At 44.0% G+C, this 26,398-nt stretch carries 20 protein-coding genes and 1 other annotated feature; of the genes, 11 read left to right on the top strand and 9 right to left on the bottom strand.

Annotation, left to right across the window (positions count from 1 at the left end; translation table 11 throughout):
- Window positions 1–73: 73 nt before the first annotated feature.
- Window positions 74–1,477 (top strand): M20/M25/M40 family metallo-hydrolase, encoded by a 1,404-nt coding sequence (locus DVO77_RS14545; RefSeq protein ID WP_119978834.1) that lies wholly within the window; start codon window positions 74–76, stop codon window positions 1,475–1,477.
- A 139-nt stretch (window positions 1,478–1,616) separates the two neighbouring features.
- Here DVO77_RS14545 and yaaA read toward each other — a convergent pair whose 3' ends face one another.
- Both yaaA and DVO77_RS14535 read right to left on the bottom strand, forming a co-directional pair.
- Window positions 1,617–2,390, bottom strand: coding sequence for a peroxide stress protein YaaA (gene yaaA, locus DVO77_RS14540; protein ID WP_110456558.1), 774 nt, complete (start codon window positions 2,388–2,390; stop codon window positions 1,617–1,619).
- Between the two features lie 132 nt (window positions 2,391–2,522).
- On the bottom strand, window positions 2,523–4,001 hold the full coding sequence (locus tag DVO77_RS14535; RefSeq protein WP_110456559.1) for an alanine/glycine:cation symporter family protein: 1,479 nt from the start codon (window positions 3,999–4,001) through the stop codon (window positions 2,523–2,525).
- A gap of 419 nt (window positions 4,002–4,420) precedes the next feature.
- Between DVO77_RS14535 and DVO77_RS14530 the strand changes: the two genes are divergently transcribed.
- From DVO77_RS14530 to DVO77_RS14510, 5 genes are all read left to right on the top strand, one after another.
- The gene (locus DVO77_RS14530) at window positions 4,421–6,796 is read left to right on the top strand and encodes a phosphoketolase family protein (protein WP_110456560.1); all 2,376 of its coding nucleotides are present in this window, start codon (window positions 4,421–4,423) and stop codon (window positions 6,794–6,796) included.
- A 238-nt stretch (window positions 6,797–7,034) separates the two neighbouring features.
- On the top strand, window positions 7,035–8,135 hold the full coding sequence (locus tag DVO77_RS14525; RefSeq protein ID WP_110456561.1) for an OmpA family protein: 1,101 nt from the start codon (window positions 7,035–7,037) through the stop codon (window positions 8,133–8,135).
- Between the two features lie 281 nt (window positions 8,136–8,416).
- Entirely contained in the window at window positions 8,417–9,373 is a 957-nt protein-coding gene (gene tal / locus DVO77_RS14520) for a transaldolase (protein ID WP_110456562.1), read from the top strand.
- 16 nt (window positions 9,374–9,389) lie between these two features.
- On the top strand, window positions 9,390–11,024 hold the full coding sequence (gene pgi / locus DVO77_RS14515; protein ID WP_110456563.1) for a glucose-6-phosphate isomerase: 1,635 nt from the start codon (window positions 9,390–9,392) through the stop codon (window positions 11,022–11,024).
- Window positions 11,025–11,269: 245 nt separating this feature from the next.
- Window positions 11,270–11,461 carry a DUF3545 family protein gene (locus DVO77_RS14510; protein WP_110456564.1) on the top strand — a complete coding sequence of 64 codons (192 nt, stop codon included), beginning with the start codon at window positions 11,270–11,272 and terminating at the stop codon, window positions 11,459–11,461.
- A 66-nt stretch (window positions 11,462–11,527) separates the two neighbouring features.
- Here DVO77_RS14510 and DVO77_RS14505 read toward each other — a convergent pair whose 3' ends face one another.
- Window positions 11,528–12,070 carry a hemerythrin domain-containing protein gene (locus DVO77_RS14505; RefSeq protein ID WP_110456565.1) on the bottom strand — a complete coding sequence of 181 codons (543 nt, stop codon included), beginning with the start codon at window positions 12,068–12,070 and terminating at the stop codon, window positions 11,528–11,530.
- A 430-nt stretch (window positions 12,071–12,500) separates the two neighbouring features.
- Here DVO77_RS14505 and nfo point away from each other — a divergent pair, with 430 nt between their 5' ends.
- Window positions 12,501–13,361 carry a deoxyribonuclease IV gene (nfo, locus tag DVO77_RS14500; protein WP_119978833.1) on the top strand — a complete coding sequence of 287 codons (861 nt, stop codon included), beginning with the start codon at window positions 12,501–12,503 and terminating at the stop codon, window positions 13,359–13,361.
- Window positions 13,362–13,503: 142 nt separating this feature from the next.
- Here nfo and thrC read toward each other — a convergent pair whose 3' ends face one another.
- The 3 genes from thrC to thrA are packed head-to-tail and all read right to left on the bottom strand — an operon-like array spanning window position 13,504 to window position 18,221.
- Window positions 13,504–14,790 (bottom strand): threonine synthase, encoded by a 1,287-nt coding sequence (gene thrC / locus DVO77_RS14495; protein ID WP_110456567.1) that lies wholly within the window; start codon window positions 14,788–14,790, stop codon window positions 13,504–13,506.
- Window positions 14,791–14,820: 30 nt separating this feature from the next.
- Window positions 14,821–15,756, bottom strand: coding sequence for a homoserine kinase (gene thrB / locus DVO77_RS14490; protein WP_119978832.1), 936 nt, complete (start codon window positions 15,754–15,756; stop codon window positions 14,821–14,823).
- Complete coding sequence (gene thrA, locus DVO77_RS14485) at window positions 15,753–18,221, bottom strand: bifunctional aspartate kinase/homoserine dehydrogenase I (protein WP_119978831.1); 2,469 nt, start codon at window positions 18,219–18,221, stop codon at window positions 15,753–15,755. The genes thrB and thrA overlap by 4 nt, the downstream gene beginning before the upstream one ends.
- Before the next feature lie 723 nt (window positions 18,222–18,944).
- Between thrA and slyD the strand changes: the two genes are divergently transcribed.
- On the top strand, window positions 18,945–19,553 hold the full coding sequence (slyD, locus tag DVO77_RS14475; RefSeq protein WP_119978830.1) for a peptidylprolyl isomerase: 609 nt from the start codon (window positions 18,945–18,947) through the stop codon (window positions 19,551–19,553).
- A gap of 792 nt (window positions 19,554–20,345) precedes the next feature.
- On the opposite strand, the gene trpR is transcribed toward slyD, so the two are convergent.
- On the bottom strand, window positions 20,346–20,621 hold the full coding sequence (trpR, locus tag DVO77_RS14470; RefSeq protein WP_119978829.1) for a trp operon repressor: 276 nt from the start codon (window positions 20,619–20,621) through the stop codon (window positions 20,346–20,348).
- Window positions 20,622–20,874: 253 nt separating this feature from the next.
- Between trpR and DVO77_RS14465 the strand changes: the two genes are divergently transcribed.
- Window positions 20,875–21,324 carry a c-type cytochrome gene (locus tag DVO77_RS14465; RefSeq protein ID WP_373317382.1) on the top strand — a complete coding sequence of 150 codons (450 nt, stop codon included), beginning with the start codon at window positions 20,875–20,877 and terminating at the stop codon, window positions 21,322–21,324.
- Window positions 21,325–21,478: 154 nt separating this feature from the next.
- On the opposite strand, the gene DVO77_RS14460 is transcribed toward DVO77_RS14465, so the two are convergent.
- Entirely contained in the window at window positions 21,479–22,162 is a 684-nt protein-coding gene (locus DVO77_RS14460; RefSeq protein WP_119978828.1) for a cytochrome b/b6 domain-containing protein, read from the bottom strand.
- Between the two features lie 271 nt (window positions 22,163–22,433).
- On the opposite strand from DVO77_RS14460, the gene hpf reads away from it, so the two are divergent.
- A complete protein-coding gene (gene hpf, locus DVO77_RS14455) occupies window positions 22,434–22,808 on the top strand; it encodes a ribosome hibernation-promoting factor, HPF/YfiA family (RefSeq protein WP_119978827.1) in 375 nt (124 codons plus the stop codon).
- An 837-nt stretch (window positions 22,809–23,645) separates the two neighbouring features.
- Window positions 23,646–23,764: a sequence feature (Phe leader region), on the top strand.
- Window positions 23,765–23,805: 41 nt separating this feature from the next.
- Entirely contained in the window at window positions 23,806–25,812 is a 2,007-nt protein-coding gene (gene pheA / locus DVO77_RS14450) for a prephenate dehydratase (protein WP_119978826.1), read from the top strand.
- 111 nt (window positions 25,813–25,923) lie between these two features.
- On the opposite strand, the gene DVO77_RS14445 is transcribed toward pheA, so the two are convergent.
- Window positions 25,924–26,259: a hypothetical protein gene (locus DVO77_RS14445; RefSeq protein WP_110456576.1), complete on the bottom strand. Its 336-nt coding sequence runs from the start codon at window positions 26,257–26,259 to the stop codon at window positions 25,924–25,926.
- Window positions 26,260–26,398: the final 139 nt, after the last annotated feature.

Below are 26,398 nucleotides of genomic sequence, written 5' to 3'. Positions count from 1 at the left end.
CGGGACATAAAGCACACTTTTTGGTAGATTGTTTTGAAAAATGGGACATACGTAATAAAAACAAAGGAAACTCATGAAACGCTCTGCCCTTACCCTCCTCTCCAGCGCCCTTTTTGCTGGACTCATTGGTTGCCAACAAACACCCGTAAAAGATGCTCATCAAGAGGTGAGCCAACAACTGCAACAACAAGCATTACAGTCAACATTGGCCTTTGATATTGTCGAATCATTAACCGTTGAAGTGGGCCCACGCTTACCCGGCAGTAAACAAGATTTAATGGCGGTCAAATGGGCGGAAGACAAACTCAACTCATTAGGATTTGATAAGGTCTATAAAGAACCGGTAAAAGTGCCCGTATGGCAACGTGGTGAAGCTCGCGCTCGCGTGGTCTCCCCCTATCCCCAACCTATAGTGATCACCGCCCTTGGCGGCAGTGTAGCGACTCCAGCGGCTGGGATAAGCGCTCCGATTGTTCAATTTGCAGATCTTGCTGCACTCGAACAAGCCGACAGGCAGCAAGTCGAAGGCAAAATTGTCTTTATCGATCATCGCACTCCTCGTTTTAAAACCGGCAAAGGCTACGGTCAAACCGTTGGCGGCCGCTCTAAAGGCGCTGTCGCTGCAGCCAAAAAAGGCGCTGTAGCGATAGTGATTCGCTCTATTGGCACCGATCATGACCGCATGGCGCACACTGGAATGATGCGTTATCAAGAAGGGGTAACGAAAATCCCAGCGGCGGCCATGTCGGCGCCAGATGCAGATTTATTAGGATTGATGCTAAAACGCGATCCCCATGTCGTGCTGCAATTGCACATGTCACCGACAAATTTAGGTTATGCCACCTCCTACAATGTGATTGCTGAAGTCACTGGCAGCAGCAAGCGCGATGAGGTTGTACTGATTGGTGCCCATTTAGATTCATGGGATGAAGGGACTGGTGCTATCGATGATGGTGCAGGCGTAGCGATTGTCGCCACTGCCGGCCACTTAATTTCACAGCTACCGACCAAGCCAGCGCGTACGGTTAGAGTCGTACTGTATGCAGCAGAAGAGATTGGCTTAATCGGCGGAAAAACCTATGCAAGAGAACATCAACAAGAGTTAGCTAAACACTACATTGCTGCTGAATCAGACTTTGGTGCTGGACGCATCTATCAAATTGATTTTAATGTGGCCGCCGATGCGTTTCACTCTGTACAACACCTGACCCAATCTATGCAAGCCAATGGTGTCGCTGCTGGCAATAATAACGCCTCAGGGGGACCAGATGTTTCTATGCTACCTGGCTACGGCGTCCCAGTTGCTTCATTACGCCAAGATGGCAGCGACTATTTCGATTATCACCACACGCCTAATGATACCCTAGATAAAATCGATCCTAAGGCATTAGCGCAAAATGTGGCAGCCTATGCTCAATTTGCCTATTTGATGGCGCAATCAGATATCCCCTTAAGACCTGTAGATACGTCAAAATAAGTCAAGGGCAACACCACAGACAAAAAATCCAATATCATCGCTGATATTGGATTTTTTTTACTGTTAAAGGCGGCTTAAGCGCTCACTTAACTTTATAACCGCTCAACATTGGCCTGTTGGCTGCCTTTTATGCACTTCATTACTGCGCTTCACGTAAAAAGGTCGGCTCATGCAATGTCGATTCGGCTTCGCAGTAGTAATAACCTGCACTATCGAATTTAATCAACCCTTGATAATCTTTGACATCATTATCTAATAGATAACGCGCCATCATACCGCGGGCTTTTTTGGCATAAAAACTAATGACTTTATACTGACCATTTTTATGATCTTTAAAAATAGGGGTGATCAGTTGCCCATGTAATTGCTTAGGTTTTACCGATTTAAAATATTCATTAGACGCTAAATTGACAATCAGTTCATCACCCTGCTCTGCGAGCGCCTTATTGACCTGCTCGGTAATAATATCGCCCCAAAATTGATACAAATTACTGCCACGAGAATTGGCTAAGCGGGTGCCCATTTCGAGACGATAAGGCTGCATTAAATCTAATGGACGCAGCAAGCCATACAAACCAGATAATATTCTTAAACGTGCCTGAGCTCGCTGCAAACTCGTCTGCGATAAACTATCGGCATCTAAGCCAGTATAGACATCACCACGAAACGCGAACAGCGCTTGTTTGGCATTATCAAGATTGAAATCGGCAGTCCAAGAAGCAAAGCGCGCCGCATTGAGTCCCGCGATTTTATCGCTGACCTTCATCAGGGAAGCTATATCTGCCGGCGTTAATTGTCGACAAGTCTCAATCAATATTTCACTGTGTTGCAGCAAGACTGGCAGGGTATATTCCTGGGTTTTAGCAGGATTGTCATAATCTAACGTTTTGGCTGGCGACACTAAAATCAGCATTAGATGTCCTATAAAAGGTGAGGATTCAATAGCTCCTATGATACTGATGCCACCATAAAAAAACCACGCTTAAACGGCGTGGTTTTTTAGATAGTGCTGATTCAATTATTAAATTGAACCCACTGAATACAATTACACTTCAGGTACTGCACTCGATTTCTTTTCATCATTGCAGAGTATTGTGGCACTCGGCTTACCTTTCCAGATCCCGTCGTCTAAACCATTGATTTCAGGAAAGTCAGAGGCATGAAATGTAGGCGTTTCACCAGCCTTAATTTGACGCTCATAGTCTTTGATCACCGCAAATGCTACCTTAGATAACATTACAATCGCCGCAATGTTGACTAACGCCATCATTCCCATAGAAAGATCGGCAAAGTTCCACACCAACTGTAATGAAGCCACTGAGCCAGCCATCACCATGGCAAGTACTACAGCACGAAACACATAAAGCACTTTTTTACTTTTGGTTAAGAACATCACATTGCTTTCAGCGTAACTATAGTTGGCAATAATCGATGAGAAACAAAATAAGATGATGGCAAACGCGACAAAATACGCCGCCCAATTGCCCACTTCATTCGTTAACGCCAACTGTAACAAGCCAATGCCTTTTTGATCGCCAGGATTATCTAGCACACCAGATAACAAGATAATCGCTGCAGAGGCGCTACAGATAACGATGGTATCGACAAATACCCCCATCATCTGAACAAAACCTTGGGAGGCTGGATGATTAGGATTAGGACTTGCAGAGGCTGCAATATTAGCCGCACTCCCCATACCAGCTTCATTCGAGAACAGCCCACGAGCAATACCCGCCATCATGGCGCCCATTGCACCACCAGCCGCTTCTTCCCATCCAAAAGCGCTTTTAACAATGAACTCTAGTGCCGCTGGTACCTGCTCGATATTCATCACCAATACGACTAATGCAATGGCTAAATAAGCCACAGCCATCACAGGTACAATAAGCTCAGAGGCTTTAGCAACCTTCTTAAGCCCACCCGTAATGATGTAGGCGGCGGCAAGCACAATGATTAGACCAACAAGGGTTTTGTCATATCCAAAGGCATTGTTTAACGCATCAGTCATTGTATTGGCTTGCGCTGCATTAAATGCAAAGCCAAAGGCGATGATCAGTAACACTGAGAACACAGTCCCCATCCATCGCTTACCTAAGCCTCGCTCCATATAATAAGCAGGCCCACCACGGTATTGACCATCACAGTCTTTGACCTTGTAAACTTGCGCTAAAGTAGATTCAATAAAGGCGGTGGCCATCCCTAATAATGCAATAAGCCACATCCAAAAAATGGCACCCGCACCGCCAACCGTAATGGCGACGGCAACGCCTGCCATATTACCAGTACCGACTCGTGCCGCCATCGAGGTGCAAAACACCTGAAATGACGAGATGCCGTTAATTTTCTCGCGACCTTGTATAACCAGTTTGGCGCCATGACCAAACATGCGAAATTGAATGAAACCTAAACGCAAAGTAAACAATACCCCAGCAGCCACCAGCACGTATATTAATACACTGCCCCAGAGCACACCGTTTATCGCATTTATCGTCGTTTCAACTAAATTTAATAAAGATTCAAACATAGTACTTGATAATCCCCAGAACGAATTCAAACGGCCAGCAGGCTCGCTTTCAGCGTCAGTGTATTTAATTTCCTTCCCAATTTGATCGAACAATCTCAGTAGGATTTTCTTTTCGAATTGTCCTTTCACGATGCCTAAACATCATGCCTACCGGATTCAACGCGCCAAAATAGCATAACCTCAAAAAATCACCATGTGATCCAGATCACAATTACCCACCTATGCGACAGGCTGATCACGCAATATCACAAAAATAAATCACACTGATAACCTAGGCAACAATAGAGCTACAGCCAAACAATTTACATACTCACTAAATTATAACTTTTTAAAAATAAGATATCGGACACGTTTTTGTAATAAAATTACAAATATAGTGACCCACATAAGATTTGATTAACTTTTAATGCTTACCATCAATGGGGTTCCTTATGTCACAACAAGAGATCAGTGCACTTAAGAAATTTGTTAGAGCAACCAACTTTCTTGCCACATCGCAAATTTACTTAAAGCAAAACGTACTTCACAAGCGTCCTTTGGAGCATAGCGATATTAAACCTAGACTGCTTGGGCACTGGGGCACATGTCCTGGTATTAACTTCGTTTACGCTAACGTTAACCGCCTCATTGCCAAGCATAACCGCTCTTTCGTCTATTTAGTTGGTCCAGGTCATGGATTCCCGGCAGTACAAGCTAACCTTTTCATGGAAGGCTCTCTAAGCCATTACTACCCAGAAACCATTCCATACAATGAAGCGGGTATTGAAGATATCTGTAAGAAATTTTCAGCAGCGTATGGATACCCATCACACGCTAACCCAGAAGCGCCAGGACAAATTCTAGAAGGCGGTGAACTTGGGTACTCACTCTCTGTTGCGTGGGGCGCGGTACTTGATAATCCTGATCTCATTGCAGCGTGCCTCATTGGTGATGGTGAGTCTGAAACGGGTCCATTAGCTGCGTCTTGGTATGCCAACCGCTTAGTTTCACCAAAAAATAACGGCGCTGTTTTACCGATTGTGCATATTAATGGCTACAAAATCTCAGGTCCTACACGTATGGGCCGCATGAGTCATGAAGAGCTAGATCTTGAATTTAGAGGGTTAGGCTACCACCCCATTATCGTTGATGATCAGCTTGAAGAAGATGTATACGCTCAAATGATTGCGGCAATGGATATGTCTTATGCAATGATCAACGATATTCAAACCCGTGCCCGCTCAGGCGAAGATGTGGTTAAGCCACGCTGGCCAGTTATCCTTATGCGTACAGCTAAAGGCTGGACAGGTACTGCTGAATTTGGCGGTAAGAAATTGGAAGGTAACTGTGAGTCACACCAAGTTATCGTTAACAAGTGCGCCACAGACAAAGGTCACCTTGATGCATTAGAAGCTTGGTTAGCCAGCTATAAATTTGATGAGCTATACAGCATCAATGAAAAGGGTGAACTAATTTTTGATGAAGAGATCCAATCTTTACTTCCTCCAAAAGAGCTTACTTGCGGACGTCAAAAGTTAAGTTATGGTGGTGAAGTGGTTCGCGCATTAGCCCAACCTGATCTAGAAAAACTCGCCTATGGCGCAGAAACCCCTCGTGGTCAACGTGGTCTATCCATGTATAAAATGGGGGAATGGATGCGTGATGCGATGAAACTCAACCGAGATCAACGTAACTTACGTATTTTCTGCCCAGACGAAACTTATTCAAATCAACTTCAGGCCGTATTTGAAGAAACCGATCGTGCTTGGCAGTGGCCGATTGAGAGCTGGGATCAAGATATGTCTCGCGATGGTCGCGTCATTGAGCTACTGTCTGAAAACCTCCTGTTTGGTATGCTTCACGGCTACACTGTAACGGGTCGTCACGCCATGTTCCCCACATATGAGGCATTCTCGCAAGTGGTATCGTCTATGGCAGACCAATACTGTAAATACGTATACGCTAGCCAAGGTGTACATTTCCGTAAGCCTGTGCCTGCATGTAACGTGGTATTGTCTTCGCTGCTTGAACGTCAAGACCATAACGGTTACTCACACCAAAACCCCTCATTCTTGGGAGCGATGTTAGAGAAACATCCTAAGATTATCTCAGCGTATCTTCCTGCTGATGGTAACAGCACACTAGTCTATACCGAGCGTGCATATCAAGATCGCGACAAGCTCAACATCTTAGTGGCAGGTAAGAAAGAGTTACCACAATGGCTAACGCTTGCTGAAGCTCGTCAGCAAGCCAAAGATGGGGTAATGGTGTGGGACTTTGCCTCAGATGAAAACCCTGATGTTGTCCTTGTTGGTTGTGGTGACTACGTCACTCAAGAAGCAATGGCTTCACTAGTGCTCATTAGGGAGCTCCTACCAAAAGTGCGTATCCGTTTTGTCAGTGTAACTGAGCTCACTAGTAGCGGTCTAGGTAGCCTAGAGTTCCAAAGCAAGCCATGGTTGATGGATGAAGTATTCACTGCCGATAAAGGTGTGGTATTTAACTATCACGGCTATCCAAATACGATTAAGAAATTGGTTTTTGATTACAAAGGCAGCCGTAGATTCCGCATCAAGGGCTACGAAGAGGAAGGTTCGACTACCACTCCATTCGATATGGGAGTACGTAACGGAACTTCTCGCTACCACCTTGTCATCGACATGGCATACAAGCTATTTCAACAAGGCGTTATCGACGAAACTCAGCACGTGGGTATCACAACAGATATGTTACAACGTTTAGTCGACCACCGTAATTACATCAAGGCTAATGGCGTTGACCCAAGTAACATTGAAAATTGGGTTTGGACCCGTTAATCCACTTTTTATAGCTTAAAGTTAACATAGCAAAGGCGCGCCATCTGGAGCGCCTTTTCGCTACATAAAACCAACTAAAACACAAAAACCTACTCATAATAATAGCAAAATCTTCATTAACGACAGATAATATTAAGGCTAGCGATAAAAGCAAAGGATCCCCCTCATTAAGTGCTAGCGTGTTTTTAATGTAATAAAGACACTCTCGGGGCTAGATAAATAATCCAAGGATATTGAAATGATGAACAATACATTGAAAGCAATTCTGCTGACCTCAATGCTTCCATTTGCAGCCAATGCAGCACAAGAACTCAGTCCATGGTATGTCGGTGGTGGATTGGGCGTAAATAACTACGAACCTAACTGCGATCAAAAAACCATGAGAACTTGTGGCGAAGATGACCCTTATGCTTGGGACGTTTTCGGTGGTTATCTATTCAACGATTATTTCGGTGTTGAGCTAGGTTACCGTGATTTAGGCCGTGCAGAATGGGTCGATTATGCAAATAAGCTTAATGATGTCGGCGCAACGGGCATGACCTTAGGTTTAGTTGGATTCTGGCCACTAGCCGATCGCTGGAGCCTTTCTGCTGAAGCTGGTGCTATGAACTACGTACTCTCAAACAACAAGCAGTGGGGCAGCGAGTATTATAGCGACAGCGGTGTCGCTCCATATGTAGGTGCGGGTATTGGTTATAACTTCACTGAAAACTTCAAGCTTCAGGCTAAATATCGTCGTTATGAGAACCTAGATGAAGATAAATGGAACACCCTAGAGATGGAGAGCAACTACTGGGGCCTTGAACTAAGTTATCGTTTCGGCCATAGCGTACCTGCACCAGTAGTTGCCGCAGTTGCTCCGCTACTTGATTCTGATAACGATGGGGTCACCGATGATATGGATAAATGCCCAGATACTGCGGCTAACCATAAAGTCGATGCTAGTGGTTGTACTATCTATAAGGAAGTCACTGAGCAGCATGATTTAGGCGTGATCTTATTTGATAATAACTCCTCAGTAGTCAAAAAGGAGTCTTATGAAAAAATTCAAAAGCTCGCAGATTATCTAAATCAGCATTCACGTTCAACTGTTATGATCTCTGGGCACGCCTCAGATGTAGGCGCTCCGGATTACAACATGGCATTGTCTGAACGTCGTGCATCTGCCGTGGCTGATATTTTGGTCAATCAGTATGGTATTAGTCGTGCACGCGTAACCTCAAAAGGTTACGGTATCACTCAGCCAGTAATTCCTGGTCGCTCTGCTGAAGCAAACAAAGCAAACCGCCGTATCGAGGCGCATGTGACAGGTGTGCGTACCGAACCTGTAATGCGATAAAAAATGAATCGATGTGCCAGTCACATCACACCATTTAAGTATAAAAATCGCTGCTTCGGCAGCGATTTTATTTATTTCCACAGTTCACAACGTATACTGATTAGCAATAAGATAAACTGATTGATACACAATAATGCAGCTAGTGAGTCGCTCGCACTGATATTTAGCAACTTTTCTGTAATTTTTTTTCATTCACGGTTGGAAATATCGGCAAAATCGCGTCTAATAGCGGTTAGTAAACAACACAACTTAAGCTGCTTCTTAAGAAGGATGTAATTTTCATGGCTAATACACTAGAGCAATTCAAATCGTTCACTACCATTGTTGCCGATACTGGCGATATCGAAGCGATCAAGCGTTATCAACCACAAGATGCCACGACTAACCCGTCTCTAATTCTCAAAGCAGCACAAATTCCCGAATATCAACACCTAATCGATGATGCGATTGGCTGGGCTAAGGCTCAGAGTAATGATCTTGAACAACAAGTTGCTGACGCTAGCGACAAACTGGCCGTCAATATTGGTGTTGAGATCCTTAAAATCGTTCCAGGACGTATCTCAACCGAAGTTGACGCTAGATTATCATTCGATAAAGCGGGTTCGATCGATAAAGCACACAAGCTGATCAAGCTTTATGAAGCTGCAGGAATTGATAAATCACGCATTTTAATAAAGCTAGCCTCAACTTGGGAAGGCATTTGTGCCGCAAAAGAGCTTGAACAACAGGGGATCAACTGTAACCTCACGTTACTGTTTTGCTTTGCACAAGCACGAGCCTGTGCCGAAGCAGGCGTTTATCTTATCTCTCCTTTCGTCGGCCGCATCCTCGATTGGTACAAAAAAGACACAGGCAAAGACTACGCTGCTAGCGAAGACCCGGGGGTTGTATCTGTCACTAAGATCTACAATTACTATAAGCAACATGGATTTAAAACCGTGGTTATGGGTGCCAGCTTCCGTAACACTGGTGAAATAATGGAGTTAGCAGGCTGCGATCGCTTAACCATTGGCCCAGCACTACTAGAAGAGATGGCCAATAGTAATGCGCCTGTGCTACAAAAGTTAACGCCAACAACAGATATCATTGCACCAGGCAAGCCAATGACCGAAGCCGAATTTCGCTGGGAATTTAACCAAGATCCAATGGCCGTTGAAAAGCTGGCCGAAGGCATTCGTAACTTCGCCGTTGATCAAGGCAAGCTTGAGCAGATGTTGAAGACACAACTACGAGCATAAGAAGGCGGTGCATCTCATGACAGAGTTAACCCAACGCGCAACTTGGTCTGCTATCGCTGCACATACGGCGCAGCTACCTCATATGCGTACGCTGTTTGATACCGATCCTCTGCGATTTGATAAAATGTCATTGTCTTGCTGTGGCTTACTGCTTGATTACTCAAAGAATAGAGCCAATGAGGACACGCTTTCACTGTTATTCTCTCTCGCCGATGAGATCAATTTAACGGCGAAGATCAAAGCCATGTTCAGCGGTGAGATCATCAATAATACCGAGCAGCGTGCAGTATTACATACAGCGCTGCGCGCCCATGCAGATCAACAAGTATTAGTCGATGGCCACAATATTATTGATGAGGTAAAGCAAACACAGACCAAAATGGCCCAATTTGTCGATGCCGTCACCTCTGGGAAATGGCGCGGTTATACCGGTAAAACGATTACCGATATCGTGGCCATCGGCATTGGTGGCTCATTTTTAGGCCCCAAAATAGTGACTCAAGCACTTCGTCCTTATTGGAATAAGTCACTTAACTGCCACTTTGTCGCCAACGTAGATGCCACCTCTTTGTGTGAAAAATTACGCCTTGTTAATCCTGAAACCACCCTATTTGTCATGTCATCTAAGTCATTTGGCACGCAAGAGACGCTCACTAATACATTAAGCGCCAAACAGTGGTTTCTCGACTATGGCGCCACTCAGGCCGATGTAGCAAAACACTTTGTAGCAGTGACCTCTAACGTAACTAAAGCCACAGAATTTGGCATGGACGCTGATAATATCTTTCCAATGTGGGATTGGGTTGGTGGACGTTATTCTTTATGGTCAGCGATTGGTCTGCCTATCGCGCTACTGATTGGCATGGATAACTTTTATGCGTTACTTGAGGGCGCTAAAGAGATGGATGACCATTTCTTAACCGCACCATTAGAACAAAACATGCCGGTTATCATGGGGCTGTTGTCGCTGTTGTATAACAACTTCCATAATGCCCAGTCGCATGTAGTGTTAACCTATGACCATTATTTACGTGGTCTACCAGCCTATTTCCAGCAGTTAGATATGGAAAGTAACGGTAAGTCAGTCACCTTGGAGGGTACAGAGGTTTCTTACTCTACAGGCCCTATCATTTGGGGCGGCGAAGGGACAAATGGGCAGCACGCATATCATCAACTCATTCACCAAGGGACGCCCCTGATCCCGGCAGATTTTATTTTACCGCTACAAAGTCATAATCCACTGGGTGAGCATCATGTGCAGCTTGCATCAAACTGTTTCGGTCAAACTCAGGCCATGATGCAAGGTCGAACCTATGATGAAGCCTTAGCAGAGCTGAACAACAGTGGGTTAAGTGAGCAGCAAAAATCATTAATTGCAAAGCATAAGGTGATGCCAGGTAATAAGCCCAGCAACACTATTTTAATGGATAAACTCACGCCGACCACTTTAGGTGCTCTCATCGCCCTTTATGAACACAGAACCTTCGTCCAAGGGGCTGTATGGGGCATCAACTCCTTCGATCAATGGGGAGTTGAACTAGGTAAAACCCTCGGCAATGACATTCTGAGCAGATTACAGGCCGAAAATGATACAACAGAGCTAGACGCCTCGAGTAACGCACTAATAAATCTATTTCGCGCTAAACACTAATAAGCAGCGCATAAAGACTTAATACCGCGATAAAAAAGCCAGTTTAAACTGGCTTTTTTATTATGTTAAACCAACTACATTATAGCTTTATCATCCACCCTAACTTCTCCTACCGCTTAGCTTCTTGCTCACCAAATCATAAAACATTCATCTTTCGTTAACAAAGGTGAAACATTTAGCTTGCACCATAAAATGGAAATGTGGTATTAAATTGATGAGAAAAACTACAACAACAGGAGGTTGCCATGAATCGTTTGGATTATGGTAGTGCGCTAGATGATACCGTCATTGAAAGACCTAACAGTCGTTCGCGAAGCTCCAATAAGAAGCGAAAATGGCGTGAAATTGAGGCTATCAAGGAGAAACATCGTTTGCTTAAAGAACTCCAGGATATTGACAGTAGTTTCGACTACGATTTTGATAACCTTCTGATGTAAAACTGATAAAGTCTGTAAATAAAAAATAGCGCCTTAAGCGCTATTTTTTATTTACAGACTAAAATCTTAATCATCAACCTTAGCGAGATATTCACGTAAATCTTCAAACAAGACATTATCGTCATCATTAAACAATGGATCAGAAATAAGCCGCTCTTGGCATTGAGCCCCCACACTCAACCAGTCTTCATCTGTCATTCCAGCTTGCCATTTAGGAAATAAATGCTGCTCTTCATAAATCATATGCCTAGTTTGCAGGTCGATATACTCCTTGAGCACCTCACTCATCTGCTCTAATTGAACGGGAATATCGCTTAAAATTAGATTTAATGTCGCCATCAATGTCGATGAACTCTCAACCAATCTTTCATGCTCGTCTGCTAGACGCTTTTCATTTAATTCACTAGGGTATTTTTGGATATAAAAATCATCAATCAGATCCTCTAAAGGATGATGACTATGCTCGGTATAACTTTGCATATATTCAACGATATCTCTTATCAGATTAAAGTTAACCGTCTCGGCATTTTCTAACCTATGCTGTTTTTTCTGCAATAATGTTAACAGTATCGCAATATGCTTATGGTCATTATGAAGCCTTGCTAACATCGTCACCTCCATACTAATTAAACGCCTCTAGTTACTATAGTAAATTGTTTGCTTTTCACTCACACTAATATGTAACTCAACACGACAATGTGACTCAGATCAATTAAAGCCAATTTAAAATAAACACTTACGATTAACTACTAACAGACACTTTGCTAAGACATTGGATAAACACCCACTTTCGTACAGCGAAGGCGTAACGGACTCAACAACTTTATATCTGCATTTGACATAATAAGAGTCAAAACAAGTCAATAAATAGTGATTGAGTGAGGCCGGTAAACACGGTAGAGTCCTTGATCTCATTATGTAAGTCACTTCCATAAGCAAGATATCCACACGCATATTATTGGCATTAGGCACAGCGCTACGGGAAGGCCTTTAGGCAAACGTGGTTAATTGACAAACTGGTTAACATGGTAGGAAATAAATGCAAAATGAACATTGGGTTGGTGCCCATGTGAGTGCAGCGGGCGGCATCGCCAATGCGCCACTCAATGCCAAGAAAATTGGCGCCAATGCATTTGCGTTGTTCACTAAAAACCAACGTCGTTGGCAATCAGCACCTTTATGCCCTAAGCAAATAATAGCCTTTAAACAACACTGCTACGATGCCCAAATCAATGTCGATGCTATCTTACCTCACGACAGTTACTTGATAAATCTCGGTCATCCGGATCAGGCTCAACTCGAGCGTTCACGCGACGCCTTTGTCGATGAATTACAACGTTGTCAGCAGATGGGACTCACCTTGTTAAATTTTCACCCCGGTAGTCATCTAAAACAGATCAGTATCGATCAATGTCTCAGCCGCATTAGCGAGTCGATCAACTTAGCTTTAGACTGCACCCAAGGTGTCACCGCTGTCATAGAAAATACTGCAGGCCAAGGCTCAAATTTAGGCCACAGCTTCGAACAATTAGCGCAAATCATTGACAAAGTAGAAGATAAATCGCGGGTTGGTATCTGTATCGACACTTGCCACATGTTTGCCGCAGGATACGACTTGAGCAGCAGAGAAGCCTGCGAGACAAGCTTCGACGCGTTCGATAAGATTGTCGGTTATCAATACCTCAAGGCCATGCATCTTAATGACAGTAAGACCCCTCTAAATAGCCGCGTTGATCGCCATCATTCTCTTGGCGCTGGGCACATAGGCCATGAGGCATTTAGTTTCATTATGCAACTGCCGGCCACAAAGCGTATTCCATTAATCTTAGAGACCATAGAGCCTGCCATTTGGCCTGATGAGATTAACTGGCTACGCCGTCAAGCCAAACTTGCCGTTTAAATTAAGCTGTAAAGCTAATAGCTTACCCAACATAAAATAACGAAAAGGACGAATGCAGTAGCAATCGTCCTTTTTTATTGGGTAAAGCTTCCCCCGTATTTACCCAACAACTCATAACAAATGAGCTAAAGCCTCAGCGAGATCAACGTGACAGCGTTGCAAAAAGGTGCGCTTTAAGGGCGGTGAAATCCGCAGGCAGATTGACCGACAATATCGGCTTATCTTTTACTGTCTCTAATGCTGGCGGCAAACCGACCTCAATAGACAAGCATGCCTCGACCACCTCTTTAAATTTAGCCGGATGCGCTGTGCCAAGGAAAATCCCTTGCTCACTAGGCTTCATGGTCATCGATAGGGCCTGCGCCGCAATCGCGGCATGGGGCTCAGAAAGATAACCACCTTGATACAATTGCGATAATGCCGCCTCAGTATCCGTCTCTGATAATGCCACGCCGCTAATGTCACTTAAACTCCAGCCCATGGCTTCAACAATCGCCTCAACCCTAGGCCAATTACTTGGCTCAGATACATCCATGGCATTAGACATGGTGGCGACGGTGGCCTGAGGCGCCCAATCTCCTAAGGTCAAATAACGCGGGACGGTATCATTGCTGTTGGTGGCGGCCACAAAGCGTTTCACAGGTAATCCCATCGCTTTGGCAAATAGCCCTGCGGTAAGATTGCCAAAATTACCACTCGGTACGGCAATCACTGGATCGCTGTTATGAACGCGTTTAAACTGGGCAACGGCTTCGAAGTAATAACAAATTTGCGCCAGTAAGCGGCTAATATTAATCGAGTTGGCCGAATTAAGATGTAATCCGTCGCGAATATCACTGTCTTCAAATGCAGCTTTGACTAAATCCTGACAAGCATCAAAATCTGACGCCACTGCAACGGTGTGAATGTTATCCCCTAGGGTGGTAAACATTTTCTCTTGCAGCAGACTTATCTTACCTTTGGGGTACAGCACCACCACTTCAATGTTATCCAAGCCGTAAAAGGCATCAGCAACGGCTGCGCCTGTATCACCGGACGTGGCCGTTAATATGGTGATTTTATCTTCGGTGGCTAAGCTATTAAGGCATTGAGCCATAAAGCGTGCACCGAAGTCTTTAAAGGCTAATGTGGGACCATGAAATAGCTCTAAACAGTAGCGATTGTCATCGGCTTTCACTAAAGGAAGCTCAAAATTAAACGCATTGTCGACCAGTTTATCGACCATCTCCTGACCGAGTTCTTGTGCTAGCCAAGCCCCTAAGATCTGTTTAGAACGTTCGACAAACGGCATGGCTAACAGCTCATCCATATTGTCTAAGACAGGGATTAATGTCGGAAAGAACAGCCCTCGATCACGGCCGAGACCCAGCTTAACCGCCTGAGTAAAAGTCACTTTCTGCGACGGGTGTTTTAAGTTATATAATTCCATCTGTAGTGCGCCTTAATCTGATAATAATATTCAATCGACCCGACGAGTACCTTGGGTATCAATTTGACAGATATGAGAAAACCCCACACCTTGTTTTACATAGTGGCTATCAAGCCATGCTTGCGCCGCCTGCGCGGTAGCAAGGTCGTCAGTAACCGAAAATAGGGTTGGACCGCTGCCAGAGATGCCTGTGGTTAACATGCCTAGCTCAGCAAGTGCTGCTCGGGCTTGTTCATAACCTGGAATTTCGCTGGCACGATAAGGCTCGGCTAACACATCTTTTAATACCGCAATGGCAAGGCTTGCATCTTGCTTATAACTGGCGTGGACAAACGCACTAAGATAACGGCCAAAATCGATAGCCACAGATTTGTCATACACTTCTGGCAATAACGCCCGCATTTTAGCGGTCGATAAGGAGATCCCAGGGTATGCCACCACCCAATACCACTGTTTAAATACGGGTAACCCTTCACATACCGAATGCGGCACATCCAGCATCAATTGCATGCCACCTAGGTAACATGGCGCAACATTATCATAATGCACCGAGCCGCTAATTTTGCCCTCAAACTCCCCCATCAAACGCAGCAAGGCTTGCTCATCAAAAGGGCGATCGAAATATTCATTTAAAGCATAAAGAGCTGCTACCACAGATGATGCACTGGAGCCAAGGCCACTGCCCACGGGAAGATTCTTCTCCAGCGTCATAGCAATGCCCGCCTGACTCTCTAATTGCGCTAAAAAAAACTCAGCGCATTGATAGACAATATTGTCAGCCGCATCGACAGGCAATTTATCGGCCCAATGGCCCGCCAGCGATAGCGATATTCCCGTTAAGGCTGGTTCAATACTGACGCAATCGCCAAGCAATGTGCCATCGATGGGCGCTAACGCCGCACCGAGTAAATCAAAGCCCACCCCCACATTGCCCATCGACGCGGGTGCATAAACCGTTAAACTCATGCGCCCATCTCCCGTGTCCAGTTAAGGGTTCTGAGAAGATCCGCAAAGGCCCCTGCAGCAGTCACATCGGTGCCAGCACCATAGCCGCGCAGCACAAACGGGATTGGCTGATAGTAACGGCTGTAAAAGGCCAGCGCATTTTCGCCCCCTTTCACACTATAGAGTGGATCGTTTGCATCGACTTCCGCTATCTTAACTCGGCAACCTTGCTCATCAATTTGCCCAACATAGCGCAGGACTTTACCTTGCGCCTTAGCCTCTTCTACTCGCTTGGCAATTTCACTATCGAGAGACCCCAAGTTGTGCATAAAGGTCGAAACATCGCCCGATGCATCAAAATGCGCTGGCAATACTGACTCAACCACAATATCACTTAACTCAATTTCCATTCCCACTTCTCGAGCTAAAATCAACACCTTGCGAGCAACGTCCATGCCACTCAAGTCATCTCTCGGATCGGGCTCTGTAAAGCACTTGTCACGAGCAATTTTGGTGGCCTCAGATAGCGTCATGCCTTCATCAAGCATACCAAATATAAAGGATAACGAGCCAGATAATATGCCATTGAATTTTTGCAATTTATCGCCAGCAAATAACAATTTTTTAAGGTTATCAATCACAGGTAAGCCAGCACCTACCGTCGTTTCATACAAAAATTGACGACGCTGTTTTAAAGCAGTTTGCCTTAACGCGCGGTAGTAATCTAAGTCTCGTGTGTTGGCTTTCTTGTTAGGTGTAACCACATGCAAGCCGGCATTCATGACATCGAGGTAACGATCGGCTACTAACTCACTAGAGGTGCAATCAACCAATACGGGATTAAGTAATTGCTGCTCAGTCGCCCATGCTAGCATCTGATTTAAATCATAATCTTGCTGGCTGTCACTTAAGCGCCCTTGCCAATGATTAAGCTCAACACCTTGGGCATCGAGCAACATCTGGCGAGAATTAGCAATACCACAAACTCTGACGGTAATATGCTGCGCTTTAAGCATCTCTGATTGTTGTTTTATCTGCTCGAGTAACCCAGCCCCAACATTGCCACAACCGACTAAAAATACATCCAGATAATGCTGTACATCAAAGAAGCGCTGATGACAGGCGGCAATCGCATGTTTAGTCTTACATAGCTCAATCACCGCTGAAATAGAGCGCTCAGATGAACCTTGAGCAATGGCAACGATATTGACGTTCGCCTGTGCTAACGCTTGGAAAAACTTACCCGCAACGCCCTTATGAGTGCGCATACCATCACCAATTAACGACACTATCGCCAAGTGATGACGCATCTCTATCTCTTCAAGAATGTCACTTTTCAGTTCAAGTTCAAATTCTTGCTCTAACGCCATACGCACTTTGTCCGCATCTTGTGTCGCGACACAGAAGCTAATACTGTATTCAGATGAGCTTTGGGTGATCAATGAGACCGAAACGCCCGAACGAGAGATAGCACCTAACGTGCGACTAGCCATGCCAACCATGCCCTTCATGCCCGGGCCTGCGATGTCAAACATGGTCTGTTCATCGAGGTTAGAGATAGCCTTAACATTAAGGCCTGTCTTATCGACTTGGTTAGACACCAATGTCCCAGGTGCATCTGGATTAAAGCTATTACGGATATAACAAGGGATATGATATTGGGCAATAGGAGAGATGGTTTTAGGATGTAGCACTTTGGCACCAAAGTAAGACAACTCCATCGCTTCTTGATAGCTCAATTGAGTTAATAGTTTAGCGTCGGCCACCACGCGAGGATCTGTGTTATACACCCCGTCTACGTCGGTCCATATTTCACAGCAACTAGCATCGATACAGGCAGATAATACCGCCGCCGAATAGTCTGAACCATTGCGCCCAAGGGTAACTATGCGTCCATGCTTATCACCAGCGGTAAAGCCAGGCATGACCCACACGCGATGAGCATCAAGCGAAAGCGCGGCAAATAGTTGTTTACTGGCATTAATATCGACTAAAGATTCAAGCACTTCACCTGTCGCTAAAAATAAGTGTTGTGGCACAAGTTGACTAGCCGATATCTCTCGGGCCAACATTAACTGTTCCATTAAGGCCGCAGATAACTTTTCGCCACCCACGACGATTTCAGCGCGAACATAATCTGGGCATTCGCCAAGTAGCATGATCCCTTGCAATTTGTCATGCCAAAGCGACAATTGCTTATCCAATACTCGCTGAAGATCACTAGACTGCTGTGAGGACAGTTTCTCTTGGCTCGCCTGCTGATATAGCAGATCAAAAACCAACTTAACCTTATTCAGTACCAGTAGAAAATCACCACCACTAACCGCCAAGTCGACCATTTCAAGCAGCCCATTGGTCACGGTTGCTGGGGCTGAAAGCACAACGGCAATACCTTCTTGCTCTGCACTGCTAGCGACAATGTCTGCCACGCCATTAAAACGCTGCCAATTAGCCAGCGAGGTACCACCAAATTTCATCACTTTCATATCATCTCCTTGTACCACGCTACCCCTGAAACAAAAAAGCCCGCTCCTTGGAGGGAGCGGGCTTTATCAATACTTATATTTTACGTATGTTCAGCCGGCCCCCACGATGGTTGTCGTGGTGGTTGTAATAATGGTGGTTACTACGAAATTTAGGCTAAACATTATAATTATCTGTTCACAATTCATTGTGTATTAAGTGGTAACTAGAATTGCTTTTTTTGCATGCAGCTGTCAACCCCCTACAGGCAACTTTCTCAAAAATAGCGAACTCACATCACTTTGACTATGAACATATAAAGCAGATCAATTCAAACATCAACAATTGCGAACATTCGCCATTTAGGACGATATAAATCTAAGCTGTACAAACAGATACCTTAGATTAATTCCTTTATTAACAGGTAATAACAGTAAAAGGAAGCATTCCAGATAAAGTTAATAATACAAAATAGACCTTTGTGTGACGTTTAAGACTAAAGTCGACATAACATCATAATTCCCCCCTCATTTACTGCAATCAAGGCGAGCGCATAATTTATTGGAAATAGTGAGAAAAAATTCAACAAGAACCTAGCACATCATCACAACTTCCAAGGGGGCAGCGACCCGAGCTAACAACCCGACTCACAATTTATAAATTTTTCATTAAAGAAGCGGTACTAGATCATCGCCAAGTATTAAAAAGCAAGTTAAAATGCCGCCACATTCTGAATTGGAGGCGATATGATAATCACCCAACACAAAGCTGTTAGCATCCATTACCGCTTAACAAACCAACAAGGTGAGTTAATTGAAAGTTCATTTGAAGGTGAACCAATGCTTTACCTTCATGGCGCCGAGAATATGATCCCCGGCTTAGAAGCGGCATTAGAAGGCAAAACGGTTGGTGATAAGCTCGATGTTACCGTTGAAGCTGAACAAGCTTACGGCCCTTATCATGATGGCCTGCGCCAAGACGTACCACTGTCAGCCTTTGGTGACATTGAAGATATCGTACCGGGTATGCGCTTCATTGCCGAAACTGAAATGGGTCAACGTCCAGTACAAGTTACAGAAGTAAAAGATGATGTTGTTGTTGTTGATGGCAACCACCCATTAGCCGGTCAATCACTTAACTTTACCGTTGAGGTGCTTGCCGTTCGCGACGCGACCGAAGAAGAGATTGCCCATGGCCACATTCATGCTGGCGGCAGTTGTGGTGGTCATGAACATAGCCACGAAGGCGGTTGTTGCGGTGGTGAAAGCCATGAGGGTGGATGCTGCAATGATGACAGCGAAAAAGAAGCCAAAGAAGGCTGTGATGGCAATGGTGGATGTGGTTGTCGCCACTAATCACTTATTGTAATTGAAGGTTTAATGCTCAAGTTGTCATTGCCTAACCGCGTACAACTCGAGTTGTAATATGAAAAGCTGGCAGCCTTTTTTAGGGCTTAGCCAGCTTTTTATTTTAGGCTGGATTAACAGTGATGGCACATTTGCTCATCCAACATCAGTAATAGTTCATTCACTATTACTGATGTAAGATGCTGATAAACGAAAAGGATATCGAATGATAAATTGTATTAGTCCCGACTAGATCTGACATATCAACTTGATTAGTTGAGAGTTACCCACCAGCTACCTCATCTTAGGCGGTTCGACTATCTTACTGCGCTACGAAACAGTGGCACTAATGCTGGGCGTGTTGATCTTTTTCTTAGGGGCGAAGCTCTATAACATGCGTTTAAAAATCGCCGTCATCATCCGGCCGCAAACGAAAACGCGGTGTATTGCCTTTTGCCCTATATAACTTAATGCCTTTTATCTTATTACTCAGCGCTACCTATTTATTTCGTTTTACACCGTCATCAGCCATAAATATCATTGCCATTGCACTTGTCAGTTACGCAACTTATATCTTAATTCAACGAGCGAATTATCGAAAACATCGAGTCTCACAATCTTAAACGCCCCCCACTTTTAACATAACCACCTTATGCCTTATAAAAAGTCTGGTTATTAGCTTATATTTGGGGTCTCGCAGGTAGAGACCCTAATTAGTTGACTACAATAGCTATTTATAAGCGATGGGAAGGTTATGATTTAACCAAGCCGTTACAAAACAGATTGTTCAAAGAAGCACTTCTACAAGATTAAAGCTTTAACCTTCTCTCGTTCCGCCTCTGTCATATGTTTAAGGTAGTTAGAGCAGCGTGTAATGGTCGCAATACTTATCTCAAATTCAGCAGCCATCTGGCGCTGGCTCATTTCCCCCTGCAACAATGCTTGAAACACTTTTAAACGACCCGCAACGGCACTTCGTTCCTCTTCGGTAAGCAATAAATCGAATAATGCGTCTAACGCACCTTGCTCTTGATGAATCATCACCTTATTTAACACTAGATCCCAATTGGCGCGCACAGCAACCTCTGTTGTAATCGTTGACCATTACGAAAGTGTATCAACAAAGCGGTACTAAAGGCTATAAAAGTCAGTCTAAAACATGATAATCACCGTGATATTTAGGCTTTCATCCATGAAACACATTTGGCAACAAACTTTGAAGTAACTTTAATAAAAAATCATTGGTATCTGACAGTTAATTGCGCTTAGAATAATCGCATCAAGTCACATAAACATCATAATTCGTGAGAACCATCCTATGAAAAAACAGATTAAGCTCGGCCTACTCGCACTAACTGGTGGCGTAATGCTAGCCTCAGCTGCACACGCTAATAATTTTAAAGAAGTTGATGATGCAATCGAATATCGTCAATCGGCATTTGGTTTGATCGCACACAACTTTGGCGATATGGGCGCTATGTTAAAGGGGGAAAAACCATTTGACGCAGAGGTATTCGCGATGCGCGCGCAAAATGTTGCAGCACTAAGCCAACTACCAGCAGAAGGTTTTGTTGCCGGTTCAGATAAAGGTAATACTGAAGCATTGGCTAAGATTTGGAGCGATAAAGCTGATTTTGATAGCAAAATGAGTGAGTTTCAAGATAACGCTGCTAAGCTTGCCGTTGCAGCACAAAGCGATGATAACAATGCGTTAAAAGCGGCATTTATGGCTACAGGTAAGAGCTGTAAAGGCTGCCACGACGTATACAAAAAAGATTAAGAGTTAGCAACTCAGTTTGCCAAGCAACAAAGGCAAGCGGCTCAATCAAACTCCAAGTATAAGTTAACCCAGTAATATAATACTTGTATAAAAGAACATATAAAAAGTTAGCGGTATCAGCCGCTAACTTTTACATTATTGGGCGATCTAATAGCTACAACATCACTGTTAACGGTAAAATCAAATAATTGACCACAAGCCCCATCAATATTCCGACCAAGATCAATGCGACAAAATTAGAGCGGAACCTTAATTCAGCAACCATATCTTTAGTCACGTATTTATAACCTGTGATCATTGCCCCCACCAATTTATCGCCTTTAAAACCATGTACAATAACCGCTAAAATATGCATAGCCGCCAGCGCTAACAGCACATTAAAGTTCATCTTATGTAACCAAGTTAACGCGCTACTAAGATCACTACTCACATAACGATAAAGAGGCCCTTCGGTAAACACTTCATCGGTAGCAAACAAACCACTGCCTAATTGCACCAACAATATCACCATCATGGTCACCACCATATAGCCCCCCAATGGGTTATGCCCAAGTGTGGCTTTAGTCGGTTGCTTTAAATAGCCTATAACTTGTTTAGGCGGTTTAACGAAATGGCTAAAGCGCGCGGTATCGCTACCTATAAAGCCCCATAACACGCGAAATATAATCAATACCATTAAGGAGTAAGCAAATATCTGATGCCATTGCATCTCTCCGACATCGGCGCTCCACCACAGTGCACCGAGTAGCCCTATCGTGCCCCAATGAAAGATTCGGGTGGGCAGATCCCACACCTTTAATTTGATTTTATTATCGACACTAGAAAGTTTAGAAGACATCTAATTTCCCTTACAACAGAAGATGCTGATGATGATATTTGAAGCGACTCACAGAGGCAAATATAAATGAATACCGGAAGTTATCCCGTCAAATATGACGCCTTAACATTAGAAATACAAGCTATTCCTAATGTTTATTTAGCCATTTTGTCGATGCCATCAAATAAAGCGCTAAACATAAAAACACCGCCACCAAACATGATCTAGATCACGTTATTAATGGACGAAATTGGTAGTCTGAACTCAAGGAAACAAAGATAAGGTTGGACATATGATAAAGATTACTAGCAAAGATTTCGACGTAACTGCACCTATCCGTGAACGTATTGAAAGCAGATTGGAGAAACTCAGTAGACACGATATTCAGTTAATTAATCCACATGTCATCATAGAACAAGAAAAACAAGGATTTAAAATAGAAGCATCGGTCGGTATTCCCAGTAATCAATTATTTGCCCAAGCAACAGACAAAGATCTTTATGCCGCAATCAATGCCATGGGACAAAAGCTTGAAAAGCAACTTAACCGTTTAAACCACAAACCTGAAGGAGCGCGTCGCGCAGTACCCGTCATCAATAATGATGTTGTTGGTGATGACTTAGAAGATGAACACGAAGAAACATTTGATAAGGAGTATATCGCGTAGAAAGAGTTTTCTTTAGACTGTAGACAATAACTTTAGCCTCAATAAATATCGAGGAGTACAGCTAGCAAACTAGCCACATTGTCTACAGTTGCTATATTCGATTTTCGATAGATGCTTAATGATTAAGGTGAACTTACCTTTAGTGCTATATCGATTGGGCTGTGGCAACCAACACCTGCCTCAACAGGTTATTAACTTAACTTGAGGAACCTGGCTAACAAACTAGCGATGTTGTCACCCCTTGTTATACTTGGAGGTAGAGCGATATTGAAAAATGACAATACAGGTAAATCTGAAATACACATAGGAGAACGCCGACACTTGAATTCGATTTTGCAGCACGATACAAAAACGACGACTATCCTAGCCTTATGGTAACTATATGTGCCAACAAGGGTCAGCTAACGAGCTAAACAGTAATGGTCGTCTCTCTTTGGTAAGGCCGCCGGTTTCACAACGACAGTGAATGTAAATGGCGCACTAACAACGTAAGGAGAGAGTAGAGTTTGAGTGAAAGGCAAATACGTTTTTTAACGGCGACAGATAAAGCCACGTAACATTGATTTAATCAACGTTTGGAACATCGCTAATGTAATAGCATCGTCGCCGGGTTGTCAGCAGGATCCACATCAATTCAATACCAAATTGAATTTGAGTAAACCAAGGATCCTTAGCAAATTAAAGGAGGGCCTACCGATTTTGATAATGCAATCTAAGCTCCAACTAAGCGCACCTGATGGTGCGCTTTTTCATACTCTGACTAAAATAATAAATGGACAGACTGCATAACTTTTCATTGACACTCACTACATAGCGATCTAATTTGATGGCTATGAAAATGAATAACACCACTTTTTTTACTTTCTTTTTTATTCCATCCTTATAGGGAGGCGGGATTTCGGTATAAAAACGAAAGTGAAAATTCCAAAGCCTCCCCTAAGGGAGGCTTTTTTGTTTTAAAACCTAACCAGATACTCGTTCATATACAGAGGACAGCATGACCAAAGAATATTCCTTAAATCACACTCGGGAACAGATCAGTGCACTCGACAATGAACTGCTGGCACTCCTCGCCAAGCGCCGCGACTTAAGTTTAGATGTCGCCCGCAGTAAAGAGGTTGATATTCGCCCCATCCGCGACACGCAAAGAGAAAAGGAGTTACTAACCCGATTGGTTAAACAGGGGCGCGAACAAGGGTTAGATGCCCACTATGTGCTGTCGCTATATCAAAGCATTATTGAAGACTCAGTACTCAATCAACAAGCTTACTTGCAGGGACGCGCTAATCCTGCATTACAAAAACAGCAGTATACCATTGCTTATCTAGGGGCTCGCGGCTCCTATTCATACTTAGCCGCCACTCGCTATTGCGAGCGCCGCCAAGTCACTATGCAAGATTTAGGCTGTAAAAGCTTTGATGAAATTGTACAAGCGGTAGAATCTGGTCATGCCGATTATGGCTTTCTGCCTATAGAGAACACCTCGTCGGGATCGATAAATGAAGTCTATGACGTGCTACAACACACGAGTTTATCCATTGTGGGTGAAACCACCATCGAAGTCGGCCATTGCTTACTCGCTCATCCTGGTGCGCGACTCAGCCAAATTAAGACTGTCTATGCCCACCCACAACCCATAAGCCAATGTAGTCGCTTTTTAAGCCATCACCCTGAATTAAAATTGGAATATTGCTCTAGCAGCGCCGAAGCGATGGAGCAGGTATTTGCAAGCAATGAGATGACAGTTGCCGCCATTGGCAGCGCCGAGGGGGGGGCACTCTATCAGTTAGAGGCCGTAGAAAAAGAGCTCGCCAATCAAAAAATTAATCAAAGTCGTTTTATTGTCGTCGCGCGTAAGGCGATTGCAGTTCCAGAACAACTCCCGGCCAAATGTACCCTGATCATGGCTACAGGACAGAAACCCGGTGCCTTAGTAGAAGCCTTATTGGTACTTAAAGCCCACAACCTCAACATGAGTAAACTGGAGTCTCGCCCAATCCCGGGAACACCGTGGGAAGAGATGTTTTACTTAGACCTTGATGCCAACTTATCGAATGAATCAATGCAAAAAGCGCTAAAGGAACTGGAACGCATCACTCGCTTTATCAAAGTATTAGGTTGTTATCCCTGTGAAACCGTTAACCCAACACAGTTGAGTAACAGCCAGCTTATGATAGAGCCCACTACCAGCAGAACGGCTGAATTGAACGATGGCAACAATGATAATGATAGCAGCATACAAACGTCTCATCGACGCTGGAGCCTGACTCAAAAACCTCAACTGACCCAGATCACTCACGGGCAGCTGGCCATAGGAAATGGCCAATTTGGTGCTATCGCACAGCTTAAGTTAACCACTGATAGTCAAGACATTGCTCAACAAGCAAAACAACTAAAAGAAGCGGGTTTTCAAGCGGTGCTGCTCACGGGAATACAGCATGTTCAACATGTCAGTCCGCTATTAGATGAAGTAAAACGTGCATTACATCAATTCGATTTAAGCTGCGTGTTCGAAATAGAATATGAAACAGAATTAAAACAGGCTGTTGGACATGCCGATATCTTACTGATCAGCGGTAAACAGATGCACCACAAACCGCTACTCCAACAAATCGGCTCACTGCATATACCTGTCATTTTAGAGCGCAACACCATGGCCAGTGTAGATGAGTTTCTCGCTAGTGCTGAAACCATTTTATCCTGCGGTAATCAGCAGGTGATCTTGTGTGAATCAGGTATCAGAACCTTTAATGACGCCGTTAAACCCGCTTTAGATTTAGCAGCCTTAGTACAAATAAAAGCCATGAGTCACCTGCCAATAATCATCAATACCAGCTATGCCTATGAACCGCTTAACGAGACTGGGATCGTAATCGCAGCCAAACAGTTGCGAGCTGATGGAGTAATCTTGCCGTTCATGCCAGAGATGGGCAATGTCGATGAGCAAATCAGCCTTCACCGTCAATGCTTAAGTGAGCTATACCATAAGCATCGACTTGTTTAGCTGATGAGCCTCATCGACACAGACAAAAAAGAAATCATTCATCAGCACAAAAAAAGAGGACCTTTGGTCCTCTTTGCATAATAAGTAACAACACATTAAAAAACGATAAACCTAAACAGGCTGCCCATCTACTAACGCCATCCAGCCTTTTATAATGCGATGACAAAACCAGCATAATGAGAGCATACTCAGTACGACCGCTAACCAAGTTTGCGGCACGATATAAGCTAAAATAAGCATAGATAATAGGGTCAACATCGACCAGCGTTGCCAACGTATATGCGAATAGAGTAGTTTGCTCATCTTGCTACTTTTTTGTGCACAATTAATGGCTAAGCCTAGTAGTGGTGGCAATAAAAATAATGGGAACGCCAGCATTAAGCCATATAAAAGATGGCCAAGACTATGATCATCAATACCAGCGTGTTGAGGTGGCGTCGTTATCATAAGCTGGTCACTCCAAAACTGCCAAAATGGGATAAACAGACTCCAATATGTGAGCCTCGATTAATTAACCATACTTTGTCACCAGCATTTACGCAAATCTGTAGAGTATCAAAGTCTGCCAAATCTCATCCTCATGCGC

Source organism: Shewanella algidipiscicola, from assembly GCF_003605125.1.
Lineage (GTDB): Bacteria > Pseudomonadota > Gammaproteobacteria > Enterobacterales > Shewanellaceae > Shewanella > Shewanella algidipiscicola.
The sequence above is the reverse complement of the archived record's forward strand: the minus strand, read 5'-3'. Positions and strand labels throughout refer to the sequence as shown.

What these genes read in the sequence shown, in the direction of transcription:
- DVO77_RS14545 (WP_119978834.1), top strand. Translation starts at nt 74, where the DNA reads ATGAAACGCTCTGCCCTTACCCTCCTCTCCAGCGCCCTTTTTGCTGGA.
- hpf (WP_119978827.1), top strand. Translation starts at nt 22,434, where the DNA reads ATGATAAAGATTACTAGCAAAGATTTCGACGTAACTGCACCTATCCGT.
- DVO77_RS14460 (WP_119978828.1), bottom strand. Translation starts at nt 22,162, where the DNA reads ATGTCTTCTAAACTTTCTAGTGTCGATAATAAAATCAAATTAAAGGTG.
- thrA (WP_119978831.1), bottom strand. Translation starts at nt 18,221, where the DNA reads ATGAAAGTGATGAAATTTGGTGGTACCTCGCTGGCTAATTGGCAGCGT.
- thrC (WP_110456567.1), bottom strand. Translation starts at nt 14,790, where the DNA reads ATGGAATTATATAACTTAAAACACCCGTCGCAGAAAGTGACTTTTACT.
- pheA (WP_119978826.1), top strand. Translation starts at nt 23,806, where the DNA reads ATGACCAAAGAATATTCCTTAAATCACACTCGGGAACAGATCAGTGCA.
- tal (WP_110456562.1), top strand. Translation starts at nt 8,417, where the DNA reads ATGGCTAATACACTAGAGCAATTCAAATCGTTCACTACCATTGTTGCC.
- DVO77_RS14525 (WP_110456561.1), top strand. Translation starts at nt 7,035, where the DNA reads ATGATGAACAATACATTGAAAGCAATTCTGCTGACCTCAATGCTTCCA.
- DVO77_RS14535 (WP_110456559.1), bottom strand. Translation starts at nt 4,001, where the DNA reads ATGTTTGAATCTTTATTAAATTTAGTTGAAACGACGATAAATGCGATA.
- slyD (WP_119978830.1), top strand. Translation starts at nt 18,945, where the DNA reads ATGATAATCACCCAACACAAAGCTGTTAGCATCCATTACCGCTTAACA.
- thrB (WP_119978832.1), bottom strand. Translation starts at nt 15,756, where the DNA reads ATGAGTTTAACGGTTTATGCACCCGCGTCGATGGGCAATGTGGGGGTG.
- nfo (WP_119978833.1), top strand. Translation starts at nt 12,501, where the DNA reads ATGCAAAATGAACATTGGGTTGGTGCCCATGTGAGTGCAGCGGGCGGC.
- yaaA (WP_110456558.1), bottom strand. Translation starts at nt 2,390, where the DNA reads ATGCTGATTTTAGTGTCGCCAGCCAAAACGTTAGATTATGACAATCCT.
- DVO77_RS14530 (WP_110456560.1), top strand. Translation starts at nt 4,421, where the DNA reads ATGGGGTTCCTTATGTCACAACAAGAGATCAGTGCACTTAAGAAATTT.
- DVO77_RS14505 (WP_110456565.1), bottom strand. Translation starts at nt 12,070, where the DNA reads ATGTTAGCAAGGCTTCATAATGACCATAAGCATATTGCGATACTGTTA.
- DVO77_RS14510 (WP_110456564.1), top strand. Translation starts at nt 11,270, where the DNA reads ATGAATCGTTTGGATTATGGTAGTGCGCTAGATGATACCGTCATTGAA.
- pgi (WP_110456563.1), top strand. Translation starts at nt 9,390, where the DNA reads ATGACAGAGTTAACCCAACGCGCAACTTGGTCTGCTATCGCTGCACAT.
- DVO77_RS14445 (WP_110456576.1), bottom strand. Translation starts at nt 26,259, where the DNA reads ATGATAACGACGCCACCTCAACACGCTGGTATTGATGATCATAGTCTT.